The organism is Rheinheimera pacifica, assembly GCF_024809855.1.
Taxonomy (GTDB): domain Bacteria; phylum Pseudomonadota; class Gammaproteobacteria; order Enterobacterales; family Alteromonadaceae; genus Alishewanella; species Alishewanella pacifica_A.
Map to the genome: position 1 here is coordinate 1 of NZ_JANUEM010000008.1, position 12,862 is coordinate 12,862.

13 protein-coding genes are annotated in these 12,862 nt (G+C 50.4%); all 13 read right to left on the minus strand.

The window, feature by feature from the left end; translation table 11 throughout:
- Window positions 1-73 precede the first annotated feature (73 nt).
- The 13 genes from lipA to leuS all read right to left on the minus strand — a co-directional run bounded on the left by lipA (window position 74) and on the right by leuS (window position 12,853).
- The gene (lipA, locus tag M2404_RS11585) at window positions 74-1,057 is read right to left on the minus strand and encodes a lipoyl synthase (protein WP_259239894.1); all 984 of its coding nucleotides are present in this window, start codon (window positions 1,055-1,057) and stop codon (window positions 74-76) included.
- Window positions 1,050-1,757, minus strand: coding sequence for a lipoyl(octanoyl) transferase LipB (gene lipB, locus M2404_RS11590; protein ID WP_259239895.1), 708 nt, complete (start codon window positions 1,755-1,757; stop codon window positions 1,050-1,052). Before lipB ends, lipA begins: the two co-directional genes overlap by 8 nt.
- 49 nt (window positions 1,758-1,806) lie before the next feature.
- Entirely contained in the window at window positions 1,807-2,088 is a 282-nt protein-coding gene (gene ybeD, locus M2404_RS11595) for a DUF493 family protein YbeD (RefSeq protein WP_215395704.1), read from the minus strand.
- 106 nt (window positions 2,089-2,194) lie between these two features.
- Complete coding sequence (locus M2404_RS11600; RefSeq protein WP_259239896.1) at window positions 2,195-3,358, minus strand: serine hydrolase; 1,164 nt, start codon at window positions 3,356-3,358, stop codon at window positions 2,195-2,197.
- 39 nt (window positions 3,359-3,397) lie between these two features.
- Window positions 3,398-4,234, minus strand: a complete 837-nt coding sequence (locus M2404_RS11605) for a septal ring lytic transglycosylase RlpA family protein (protein ID WP_259239899.1) — start codon at window positions 4,232-4,234, stop codon at window positions 3,398-3,400.
- A complete protein-coding gene (gene rodA / locus M2404_RS11610; protein WP_259239900.1) occupies window positions 4,234-5,352 on the minus strand; it encodes a rod shape-determining protein RodA in 1,119 nt (372 codons plus the stop codon). The genes M2404_RS11605 and rodA overlap by 1 nt, the downstream gene beginning before the upstream one ends.
- Window positions 5,345-7,213, minus strand: a complete 1,869-nt coding sequence (gene mrdA, locus M2404_RS11615; protein ID WP_259239901.1) for a penicillin-binding protein 2 — start codon at window positions 7,211-7,213, stop codon at window positions 5,345-5,347. The genes rodA and mrdA overlap by 8 nt, the downstream gene beginning before the upstream one ends.
- A gap of 2 nt (window positions 7,214-7,215) precedes the next feature.
- A complete protein-coding gene (gene rlmH / locus M2404_RS11620; RefSeq protein WP_259239902.1) occupies window positions 7,216-7,686 on the minus strand; it encodes a 23S rRNA (pseudouridine(1915)-N(3))-methyltransferase RlmH in 471 nt (156 codons plus the stop codon).
- A 6-nt stretch (window positions 7,687-7,692) separates the two neighbouring features.
- Window positions 7,693-8,013, minus strand: a complete 321-nt coding sequence (gene rsfS, locus M2404_RS11625) for a ribosome silencing factor (RefSeq protein WP_068228951.1) — start codon at window positions 8,011-8,013, stop codon at window positions 7,693-7,695.
- A 62-nt stretch (window positions 8,014-8,075) separates the two neighbouring features.
- On the minus strand, window positions 8,076-8,711 hold the full coding sequence (nadD, locus tag M2404_RS11630) for a nicotinate-nucleotide adenylyltransferase (RefSeq protein WP_259239904.1): 636 nt from the start codon (window positions 8,709-8,711) through the stop codon (window positions 8,076-8,078).
- A 6-nt stretch (window positions 8,712-8,717) separates the two neighbouring features.
- A complete protein-coding gene (holA, locus tag M2404_RS11635) occupies window positions 8,718-9,761 on the minus strand; it encodes a DNA polymerase III subunit delta (protein WP_259239905.1) in 1,044 nt (347 codons plus the stop codon).
- A gap of 19 nt (window positions 9,762-9,780) precedes the next feature.
- Complete coding sequence (locus M2404_RS11640; RefSeq protein WP_259239906.1) at window positions 9,781-10,260, minus strand: LPS-assembly lipoprotein LptE; 480 nt, start codon at window positions 10,258-10,260, stop codon at window positions 9,781-9,783.
- Window position 10,261: 1 nt separating this feature from the next.
- Window positions 10,262-12,853, minus strand: coding sequence for a leucine--tRNA ligase (gene leuS / locus M2404_RS11645; protein WP_259239907.1), 2,592 nt, complete (start codon window positions 12,851-12,853; stop codon window positions 10,262-10,264).
- Window positions 12,854-12,862: the final 9 nt, after the last annotated feature.

The window sequence follows — 12,862 nt, forward strand, 5'->3', positions numbered from 1 at the left end:
AAGCCACTCCGCTATTACTGCGAAGTAGCGGTACAAAATAGCGATGTACAGTACAAAATAGCATTGTAGAGTACTATTTAGCGTTGTAAGTCACACTGATATCTTCACCTGCCGCCTGGCGATCTGCGTGATAACTTGATCTTACAAACGGGCCGCTGGCGACGTGTTTAAAGCCGAGTTCATAAGCTATACGCTTAATTTCGTCAAATTCGGCCGGGGGCATGTACCTTTTTACCGGTAAGTGGTGCTTACTTGGTTGCAGGTATTGGCCTACGGTGAGCATATCGACATCGTGCTCGCGCAGGTCTTTTAATACTTCGAGCAGCTCTTCGGTGGTTTCACCCAGGCCGACCATCAAACCGGATTTGGTTGATACGTCAGGGTGGGCAGCTTTAAAGCGTTTTAACAGCTGCAGTGACCACTTGTAGTCGGCACCCGGGCGGGCCAGCTTGTACAGCCTCGGGGCGGTTTCCAGGTTGTGGTTAAATACGTCTGGTGGTGTCTGGGTTAAAATATCCAGTGCGGTATCCATACGGCCACGGAAATCAGGTACTAATACTTCAATTTTAATATGTGGGCTGTGCTTGCGTATTTCGCTGATACAGTCGGCAAAATGCTGGGCGCCGCCGTCACGTAAGTCATCGCGGTCAACCGAGGTGATTACCACGTACTTTAAATTCATATCGCGGATGGTTAAAGCCAGCTTTTCCGGCTCTTCGGCACTGGGTGGTAACGGCCGGCCATGGGCAACGTCACAAAACGGGCAGCGGCGGGTGCATATCGCCCCTAAAATCATAAAGGTAGCAGTGCCGTGGTTAAAGCACTCAGTCAGGTTAGGGCAGGCGGCTTCTTCACATACCGAATGCAGGCCGTGCTTGCGCAGAGCGCCTTTGATCTGATCGATACGCTCTGAGCTTTTTGGCAGTTTGATCTTCAGCCACTCAGGCTTACGCAGCATTTGTTCCGGCTCGGTTGGCAATACCTTAATAGGAATTAAGGCCATTTTGTCAGCGTCGCGCAGTTTAACGCCGGGTTCCATACGTGCAGTTTTAGTCATTTTGCCAATCTAACCCTGTAGTGTGCTGCAGTGTGGCTACATTCAGTTGTTGCGAAAAACACTGCACTATTCGTTGTTTGGCCTCTGCAATGCTTTGCGGGCCGCCTAAATCTTTACTTTGGATCATTTGCAAGCCAGCATAACCACAGGGGTTAATACGTAAAAACGGGCTTAAATCCATATTTACATTCAGTGCCAGGCCGTGAAAGGTGCACCCCTTACGTACCCGCAGCCCTAAAGAGGCAATTTTACCACCGTCAACGTAAACGCCGGGCGCATCAGGTTTGGCGTAGGCATTAATACCATAGGCCGACAATAACTGAATAAGCACCTGCTCCAGCAGTGTTACCAACTGGCGTACACCCATATTGCGCCGCTTTAAATCCAGCAGCACGTACACCATTAACTGGCCGGGGCCATGATAGGTAACCTGGCCGCCACGGTCGACTTTTACCACCGGAATATCACCGGGAAACAGCAGGTGTTCTTCTTTCCCTGCCTGGCCCTGAGTAAATACCGGCTGGTGCTCCAGCAGCCATAACTCATCGGTTGTGTTGCTATTTCGCAGATCAGTAAACTGCTGCATGGCCTGCCACACTGTGGTGTAGTCCTGCACGCCAAGTTCTCTGATAATCAGTTGCTCTGCTACTGCGGGCTCAGTTGTCAACTGCTGGCCAGCCTGCTGTGAAACGCTGTGCATTATACCGCCTTATACGCGCAATACGAATGGCTGAGTTGCTGCTACCGGCTTACAATACGTAGCGCACCAGCTCAATTTTGCCAAGCTCGGTGTACAGCAGTTCAATATGCTGCTTGCTGGTTACGGTTACACTAACCGAAACAGAATGATAGGTGCCCTTGCTGCTGGGTTTAACCGCCGGGCTGTAGTCACCGGCATCGGTATGCTGGCGCACGACGGCCATAACCTGATCGACCAGCGCGTCATCGGCCACGCCCAGTACTTTAAAACTGAACTGACAGGGGAATTCCAGATATTCATCAAACTTAGTATTTTTTACTTCGTGCGCCATTTTTGTCTCACTGTCACGGCGTTTGCCGTTGTCTTACTATTTAGGCCTGATTGTAACAAAAAATCCCGGCTATTGCCGGGACTTAGAAAGCTATAATCTGGGCGAATTAGTTAAACTGCATTTTAATATAATCAATCATCCGGCTGAAGAAGCCGCCTTTTGCTACATCTTCCAGCGCTACCAGCGGATAAGTGGCAATATCCTCGCCGTTAAGCTTCAGGTAAATAGTACCCACCTGCTGGCCTTTGGTTATGGGGGCGAGCAGTTGCTGATTCAAGGTAAAATCGGCCTGCAGGTTTTTGCGCTGGCCGCGCGGAATAGTAACCTGGGCTGACTGCAGTATGCCTAACTGAATATTTTCTTTCTCGCCTTGCCAGATACGTTGTTCAGCAAATTTCTCACCGGCCTGATAAGGCGAAAAGGTCTCAAAAAAGCGAAAGCCGTAAGTCAGCAGTTTTTTATTTTCAGCCTGGCGTGCGCGCTCGCTGTTGGTACCCATAACAACCGAAACCAGGCGCATACCATCACGGGTGGCTGAGGTAATTAAGCTAAAACCGGCTTCGCTGGTGTGGCCGGTTTTAATGCCGTCTACTTCCAGGCTGCGATCCCATAACAGCGAGTTACGGTTGTACTGTTTAATATTGTTGTAGGTAAATTCTTTTTCGGCATAAATGGCGTATTCATCCGGTACGTCGCGGATTAATGCAGCTGATAATTTGGCCATGTCGCGCGGGGTAGAGTAGTTTTCGGCGCTTGGCAGGCCATGGCTATTACCGAAGCGGCTATTGGTCATACCCAGGCGCTGGGCATGGGCGTTCATTAAGTCTACAAAGGCGCTTTCGCTACCGGCAATATGCTCTGCCAGTGCGACACAGGCGTCGTTACCAGACTGAATAATAATGCCTTTGTTTAAGTCGGCTACCGATACCTTAGTGCCTACTTCAATAAACATTAATGAAGAACCGGGAAAGTTCTTTGCCCAGGCATTTTCACTGATGGTAACCATATCTTCATTGGTGATATTGCCATTTTTCAGCTCGGTGCCGATAACATAGCTGGTCATCATTTTGGTTAAACTAGCCGGTGCCAGCGACATGTCGGCATTGTGTTCGGATAGCACCTTGCCGGTATCAAAATCAATCAGAATATGGCCTTTGGCGGCAACTTCAGGAGCCTGAGGAATAACTGTCTGCGCAATAGCAGACAAGCTAAAGCTGGCACTGGCAAGGGAAACGGCGGCGACGGCAAAAATATGGCAATAACTTTTCATGAGACCTGTTCTTTTTTAATCGTTATGTTTAATCAGATGTCAGCTGCACTGACGGCTATCAAAAAAATATGCATCCGGGAAAAGCCCGGATTTTAACTGTTGCAGCCATTGCTGCGCTTGCTGCTTACTGGCAGTAGGACCAACTAATAAGCGAAAAATTCCGCTGCCGGGCTGTATTTCACTTGGCAGTGCCTGCTCGTGTTGCAGTTTTTGCTGCAACTGGCTGAGACGGTTGCTGTCTGAGCTGGCCAGCACCTGAATGAAGCAACTGTTGGTTTGGGTTGCTATAGCGCCGGGTATTGCAGCCTGTGCGTACATGGCGGGCGATTGTAGAAGCTCCAGCTGAACTCTGGCTGTACCCCGCTGCAGCATGCCTATTTTATGTGCGGCCGAGTAGGATAAATCAATAACTCTGTCATTGTGAAACGGGCCCCGGTCATTTACCCGCACTATGGCAGACTGGTTGTTATCCAGGTTAGTAACTTTAACATAAGACGGTAACGGCAGGGTTTTGTGTGCTGCAGTCATGCCAAACATATTATAGGTTTCGCCATTGGATGTTAGATGGCCATGAAATTTATTGCCATACCACGAAGCAATACCAATTTCACGATGATCTGTGCTTTGCACCATCGGCGTATAATGCTGGCCAAACAAGCTGTAGGGCCTGTTGCCGCCACGGCTTAGTGGTTCGGCCTGCGGTACCGGGTCGGTCATTTCCAGCAGTGTGGGCAGGCGTGACGGAATACTGTCTTTCTTTTGCTGATAACGCCCGGCATTAGGCTCTGGTTCAGCCGTTGTAGTGGTGCTGCTGCGTTTACTGCTACAGGCACTGAGTAAAAGCAGTACTGAGAGAGTTAAAGCTACGTATTTCATCAGGGTGCTGCCAACATGCGTTTATGAGTTCCTACCGACATTATTACACCAAAAGCGGCCATCAGTGTCACCATGGAGGTGCCGCCAAAACTCACTAATGGTAAAGGCACACCCACCACCGGTAACAGGCCGGATACCATGCCTATGTTAACAAATACATAGACAAAAAAGGTCAGCGTAAAGCTGCCGGCTACCAACTTACTGTAATTATCCTGCGCCCGGCTGGAAATAATCATGCAGCGCACAATAATAAACAAGTAAAGCGCCAGCAATATTAACACACCCAGCATGCCAAACTCTTCACTGAGAACAGCAAAAATAAAATCGGTATGGCGCTCGGGTAAAAATTCCAGTTGCGATTGCGTGCCGTGTAGCCAGCCTTTACCATCAAAACCACCAGAGCCAATGGCAATTTTTGACTGAATAATATGGTAGCCGGAACCCAACGGATCGCTTTCCGGGTTAAGAAACGTCAACACCCGCTGGCGTTGGTAGTCCCGCATTAAAAACAGCCATAGTATGGGCAAAAATGCTGAAATTAAGCCTGCTATCAGTGCAATAATGCGCCAGCTCATGCCAGATAAAAACAACACAAAAATACCGGCGGTGGCGATCAGAATAGAGGTACCCAAATCGGGTTGCTGTGCTATCAGCAGTGTGGGGATAGCACACAGTATAACGCCGCCCAACAGATGCAAAATACGCGGTGGCAGGCTGTGGGACGCAATAAACCAGGCTACTGCCATTGGCACGGCAAGCTTCATTATTTCTGAGGGCTGAAACATCATAAAACCCAGATCCAGCCAGCGTTGGGCGCCTTTACCAACACTACCCACCAGCATTACCGCTACCAGCAACGCTACACCAACCAGAAATAACGGAAAAGACCAGCGTTTTAACGTTTGCGGTTTAATTTGAGCAAAAGCAACCATTACAGCGAGTGCTAAACCGAGGCGTATCATCTGGCGTTCCATCATAACAATACTTTGGCCGGAGGCGCTGTACAGCACCATTAAGCCAAAGCCTATCAGTGCCAGTAAACCCAGTAATAAAGGCATGTCGATATGGAATTGCGCCAACCGGCTGTGCCGGGCATTGCCGGTGAAATTATCATTCATCGCGGTTTACTCCGGCAGCAAAGTAGTAATCCATCAGTTGGCGGGCCAGTGGCGCAGCATTACTTCCACCACCACCGGCATTTTCCAGCGCAACCACCACCAGTATGGTGGGGTTGTCATGCGGGGCATAACCAACATACATGGCGTTGTCGCGCAGGCGCTCATCAATGGCATCGGCGTCATACTTGGCATCCTGTGCTATAGCGGCAAGTTGTGCAGTACCGGTTTTGCCGGCCGAGCGGTATTCTGTACCAAGAAAAGCTCTGTATGCTGTGCCGCCAAGGGTGCTTACTGTCTGGTACATGGTGTCCATAACCACAGCAAAATTTTGTTCATTTTCAACCTCAAGCACCTGCCGTGGCGGTATGAGGTTGGCAGCTGTGGTTTCACCATTATTAAAGGCAGTTACCATGTGCGGCGTAACTAATTTACCGCGGTTAAGCAAAGGTGTAGTGGCAACAGCAAGCTGTAACGGTGTGGTGGTCCAGTAACTTTGGCCAATACTTAGCGGCACGGTATCACCGGGATACCAGGGCTGGTTGTGCCGTGCGCGTTTCCAGCCGCGTGATGGCATATTGGCGCTGCTCTCTTCCATAATATCGATACCGGTTTTTTCGCCAAAGCCCATTTTGTGCATGTATTCAGAAATCCGGTCAATGCCCAGTTTAATACCCATATCATAAAAAAAAGTATCGCAGCTTTTGGTAATAGCAGTGTAAATATCAACCCAGCCGTGGCCCCAGCGGATATGGTCACGAAAACGGTGGTCGCTGTTGGGCAGGGTATAATAACCGGGGTCCCAGATTTTGGTGCTGGTTGAAATAGTGCGGGTTTCCAGCCCCAGCAAGGCCAGATGTGGCTTAATCGTAGAAGCCGGCGGATAAACCCCCTGAGTTACGCGGTTAATCAGCGGTCTGTCGCGTGAGTTCAGTAATTCGTTGTAATTAGCGGAGCTGATACCGTGTACAAATAAATTGGGGTCGTAGCTGGGGTTGCTGTAAAACGCCAGTACTGCACCATCGCGTGGATCTATCGCTACTATGGCCCCGCGATGTTGTTTGAGTATCTGCTGCGCTGTTAATTGCAGGCCAACGTCGAGGCCAAGCTGAATATTTTTGCCTGATACTGCAGGAACTGAGCGCAGTACCCTGATTGAGCGGCCACGGTTGTTAACTTCAACTTCCTGATAACCCATGGTGCCGTGCAATTCGCGCTGATAAAAGCGCTCCAGGCCAATTTTGCCGATATCACGGCTGGCTGCATAGTTTGCCAGTTCGCCATCCAGTTCCAGTTGCTGTAATTCACGGCTGTTTATTTTGCCGATATAACCCAGAGCATGTGTGAACAGATCACCAAACGGATAATGCCGGCTTAAGCGTGCTTCAACTGTGACGCCGGGAAAACGGTGCTGATTGGCCGCCAGAACGGCGACCTCCTGATCATTAAGCTGCTCTTTTAGCGAGATGCTGTTAAAGCGGCGCTGGGCTCTTACCTGTTTTAGAAATGCGTCCTGCTGTTCAGCGGTAAATTCGATCAGCGTTGCCAGTTCTGCCAGAGTTGCTGCCATATCATTAATTTGTTCTGGTATCAGCTCCAGCGAGAATACCGGCCGGTTTTCAGCCAGTAAAATGCCGCTTCTGTCATAAATAAGGCCACGGTTTGGCGCCAGCGGCACTACTTTAATGCGATTACCTTCAGAGCGGGTTTGATAATCCTGATAAGAAACAATCTGTAGTTGATACTGGTTAAACACGATAATGCCAAACAGCAGCACGACAAACAGAACAGCAAACACCGCCCGGTGATTAAACAAACGGCTTTCGGCGGCAAAATCCTGAATGGCAACGCGCTTTTTAAACATCTTTACTCGCGATGATAAGGATGATTAGTACAAATACTCCAGGCCCGGTACAGGCTTTCGGCCAGTACCACCCGAACCAGCGGATGCGGCAAAGTCAGTGCTGACAATGACCATTTAGCCTCACTGGCAGCAATACAGGCTGGAGCCAGCCCTTCGGGGCCGCCAACCAGCAAGCATACATCACGGCCATCGCGTTGCCAGTCGGTAAGTTTAGTGGCAAGGGTAGGGCTGCTCCAGTTGTCGCCGGTCACTTCCAGCGTAACTATTTTGCTGCCGCGTGGTACGGCTGCCAGCATTTTTTCGCCTTCCTGTTCCAGAATACGTTTAATGTCGGCATTTTTACCGCGTTTTCCGGCCGTAATTTCAATTAACTCCAGTGGCATATCTCGTGGAAAGCGTCTGGCATATTCATCAAAACCGGTTTGTACCCAGGCGGGCATTTTGTTGCCTACAGCAATCAGCACTAACTTCATGTCAGCCTAGGCGCTCCAAAGCTTTTCCAACTGGTAAAAACTGCGTGTTTCTTCCAGCATTACATGTACTACCACGTCGTCTAAATCCAGCAATACCCATTCGCCGGATGCCTGGCCTTCAATGCCTAAGGTTGGCAAGCCGGCTTTTTTGGCTTCGCCAGCAACATAGTCGGCAATAGATTTAGTGTGACGGTTTGATGTGCCGGAGCACACTATCATAAACTCAGTGACGCTGGATTTGCCACGCACGTCTAAAGTCACGATATCGCGGCCTTTCATGTCGTCAATTTTGTCCTGAATAAAACTTACCAGTTCGGCTGTTTGCACCCTGATTCCTCTGCGCGTTAAAAAAGCGGCATTTTAGCACAGTTTAAACGCGGATATAGCGCTTAAGCCTGATAGAGTTGCTGTGTTTGAATATAGTTCAATACGGCGGGATCTAAAGTTTTTACCGGGCTATGCTGTTGCTGCAGTTGGCGTCGTATTTCGCTGGCGCTGATGTCTGTTAACGGGTTTGCCAGCAGCATAATGCAGCCGCTGTAGTGTTGGCGCATTGTTGCCTGGTCGGTTACGCCAAACTGCTGCAATAGCGCCGGTGCATCGCCGTCTTGCTGGCTGTAACCGGGGCGCTGGCATACCAGTAAGTGGGCAAGCTCTAATATGCTTGGCCAGTTTTTCCAGCTGCGAAAATAGCAAAGCGAATCCATACCGATAATAAAATAAAAGCGGCTGCCGGGCTCTTGCCCGCTAAGCAATTGCAGGCTGTCTGCGGTGTAGGAAGCGCTGGGTTTATTCAGCTCTAGCCGTTCCAGTTTCAGCTGTGGGTAAGGGGTTATAGCCAGTTGCACCATGGCGGCGCGCTGCTCGCTGCTTACACCCGGTGTGGCACGGTGCGGTGGCAGGTGGCAGGGCATTAGCCGTACTTCATCCAGGGCGCAATGCTGCTGCACATAATTGGCACAGGCAAGGTGGCCGTTGTGCACCGGGTCAAAGGTGCCGCCCAGAATACCAATGTGTTTTATCATAAATGCTTAGTCATAGCTGGCGTGGTGTTGCAACGAGAACGCTTTCGGCACCGGTTTAATAAATAAGGTTACCAGGTGTGCCAGTGCCACGTCGCTATTAGTTAGCTGGCCGCTTTTATATAGCCGGTCAAATGCGGCCAATTCCTGAAGCAGATAATTCAGCCAGCTCGCCGATAAACGCTTAAGCGCGTTCTGGTACAGCGGCTGGCGTTTGGGCCAGATAGCCAGGCTTTTAAAAGTGTCGTTCAGGCTGTGCTGCGGGGCCTGTTGTAACTGGCGCAGTTGCAGCACTTCTTTTTGCAACTGCCAGGCAATAATAACTGGTTCGGTATCCTGCTGGCACAACCGCTGCAGGCGATGTAAGGCTTCGTCGGTCTGGCCCTGTAAAATAGCGTCTGTCAGCTGAAATACGGTAAAGCTGGAATGATCAGCCAAAAAGCTGCTTAACGCATTGGCATCCAGTGGCTGGGGTAAATTGCTCAGGGCCAGTTTTTCCAGCTCTTGCCGGGCGGCCAGTAAATTACCGGCACAGTGCTGTTGCAATAACGCTATGGCATCACTGCTTAGCTGCAACTGTAACTGGCGCGCACGCTGGCTTAACCATTGCTGGCTTTGCCGCTCGTCCAGGGCATAAATGGGTATTTGTACTGCCTGGCTTTGCAACTGCTTAAACCAGGCCAGTTTACTGACATCGCTGTGGCTGCGCTCGCCATGGATCAGCAAAATAATATCGCTGTGTAACTGTTGTGGCAGGTTTTTTAGTTGCTCGTTGGCAGCAGTGGAAAGTTTTTGCTGCACCAGCTCCAGTTCAATTAAACGCCGTTCAGCAAACAGCGACATGGCCTGTAGCTCGTTACTAAGTTCATTCCAGTCAAACTGGGCATCGGCGGTTAAGCTGATGCGCTCAAGGTAGCCTTGTTGTTTGGCTGCGGCACGAATGGCATCTATAGCTTCAAGCTTTTGCAGCGGTTCTTCGCCAAACAGCAGGTAACAGGGAGCAAGTTGCCCGGCTAAGTGTTGTTGCAGCTGATTGGCATAGAGTTTTTGCATCAGAGCAGCCCGGCTGGCATTAATGCAGCCGCGACAGCTGGCGCACAATACGGTTGGCGGCCTGCTGGCGTAGCTCACCCAACATCAGTTCCAGCTCTTTGGCTTTAGCAGCGGCCTGATTCGGATCGTCCTGATAATCACGGAACAACTCAAACTGATATTGTTGCGGTTCGCCATCCGGCATAGTCAGGGCGTAGCTTACTTTATAAATCAGTTCATACTCTGCCACCTGGCCGTTAGGAAACAGCGATAACGTGCGCCGCTCCAGCGAGTCGCTAAGCAGTTGCAGCATCGGCGCCGATTGCTGGTATGACGCCAGCAATTCGACTTTATTGTGTTCCAGCCGGTTGCTTACCAGTGCTGCCAGCTCAGAGTGGCGATCACTCTGAATATACATGGCCGGAAAATGGCTTAGCGGCAAATCACCGCGCAAATGAAAGCCGCAGCCGCTAAGCAGCATGCTGCTTAGCAGAGCAACCAGCAGGCTTAGGCGGGCCATCTTAGCCCACCACCAGGTTCAGTAGTTTGCCCGGTACGTAGATCACTTTACGCAGTGTTACACCCTCCAGATGGCGGCCAACATTGTCGTCAGCTTTGGCGGCGGTCAGTACGGTATCTTCAGTAGCATCGGCGGCAACAGTAACCTTACCGCGCACTTTACCGTTAACCTGTACTACCACCAGTTTTTCATCTTCTACCATGGCGCTTTCATCTGCTACCGGCCATGGCGTTTGCTCAATGCTTTGGCTCTGGCCCAGTTGTGCCCACAGGTACTGGGCAACGTGCGGCGTAATAGGGTTAAGCAATTGCAGCAATGCCAGCACGGCTTCCTGCATTACTGCGCGGTCAAGCTCAGTGGCCAGGCTGGCTTTTTGCAGCTTGTTGCTTAGCTCCATAATGGCGGCAATAGCAGTGTTAAAGGTATAACGCCGGCCAATATCGTCTGATACTTTGGCAATGGTTTTATGCAGTTCACGGCGCAGAGTTTTCTGCTCGTTATTCAAAGCCAAAATATCCAGCGTGCCGGCAGGGCCTGCTGCGGCAAAGTCGCTAACCAGGGTATAAATACGCTTAATAAAGCGGTGTGCACCCTCCACGGCAGAATCTGACCATTCCAGCGTTTGCTCTGGCGGGGCGGTAAACATCATAAACAGGCGTACAGTATCGGCACCGTATTGGTCGATTACTTTTTGCGGGTCGATACCGTTGTTTTTCGACTTCGACATCTTGCTCATACCTGATGCCACAACCGGCAGGCCGTCGGTATCCAGTATGGCGGTTACAATACGGCCTTTATCATCGCGTTGTACGCTAACATCGGCCGGTGAAAACCACTGTTTGCCGCCGTTGTCGGTATCACGGTAGAAGGTTTCGGCCAGTACCATACCCTGGCACAATAAACGCTTAAAGGGTTCATCGCTGTTTACCAGGCCAACATCACGCAGCAGCTTGTGGAAAAAGCGTGCATACAGCAGGTGCAAAATGGCGTGTTCAATACCGCCGATATACTGATCTACCGGCAGCCAGTAATTGGCTTTGGCCGGGTCTAACATGGCTTTGTCATGATCCGGGCTGCAATAGCGGGCATAGTACCAGCTGGATTCCATAAAGGTATCGAAGGTATCGGTTTCATGGAAGGCATCGCTGCCGTTGTATGTGGTTTTTGCCCACTCCGGATCAGCTTTAATCGGCGAGGTTACGCCATCCATCACCACATCTTCCGGCAAACGTACCGGCAGTTGATCTTCCGGTACCGGTACTACTGAACCATCTGCCAGGTTTAGCATAGGGATGGGCGTGCCCCAATAACGCTGGCGTGATACACCCCAGTCGCGCAGGCGGTAATTTACTTTTACTTCGCCCCGGCTCATAGCTGCCAGTTTGGTAGCTATGGCATTAAAGGCCTGCTCAAAGGTTAAACCGTTAAACTCGGCAGAGTTTAGCAGCACACCTTTTTCAGTGTAGGCGGCCTGGCTTAAATCACATTGTTGTGCAGCGCCATCAGCGGGTGCAACAACTTGTTTAATGGGCAGGCTGTATTTAGTAGCAAATTCATAATCGCGCTGATCATGGCCCGGCACGGACATTACCGCGCCTGAACCGTAATCCATCAACACAAAGTTGGCTACCCATACCGGCACTTGTTCACCGGTTAACGGGTGCACGGCATAAATACCGGTAGCGCAGCCTTTTTTCTCCATCGTGGCCAGCTCGGCCTCGGCCATTTTGCCGCCTTTGCAGTCTTCAATAAACGCGGCCAGTGCCGGGTTAGTGGCTGCGGCTTGTTGTGCCAGCGGGTGCTGGGCCGCAACGGCAACATAGGTTACGCCGTATAAGGTGTCCGGGCGGGTGGTGTATACGCTTAAACTTTGGTTTGAACCGGCAATATCAAAACAGATTTCAACGCCTTCAGAGCGGCCAATCCAGTTTTTCTGCATGGTTTTAACTTGTTCCGGCCAGCCATCTAACTGATCTAAATCTTGCAGTAGCTCTTCGGCGTAGGTGGTAATTTTAATAAACCACTGCGCTAACTCGCGTTGCTCAACCAAAGCGCCAGAGCGCCAGCCACGGCCGTCGATAACCTGTTCGTTAGCCAGTACGCACTGATCTACCGGGTCCCAGTTAACGGTGGCCATTTTTTTATATACCAGGCCTTTTTCATACAGTTTGGTGAAAAACCACTGCTCCCATTTGTAATATTCTGGTTTGCAGGTGGCGACTTCACGGCTCCAGTCGTAGCCAAAACCTAAGCGTTTAAGCTGGTTACGCATGTAATCGATATTTTCGTAAGTCCATTTCGCCGGTGCGGTTTTATTGTTAATAGCGGCGTTTTCTGCCGGTAAACCAAACGCATCCCACCCCATAGGCTGCATGACATTTTTACCCTGCATCCGTTGAAAACGGCTGACAACGTCACCAATGGTATAGTTACGCACATGGCCCATATGCAAGCGCCCGCTGGGGTAAGGGAACATAGACAGACAGTAAAATTTCTCTTTATTGGCGTCTTCTGTCACTTTAAACGCGTTGGTTTGTTCCCATTGCTGCTGCAGTACGGTTTCAATCTGCTGCGGGTTATATTGTTCTTGCATTAAGGTCTT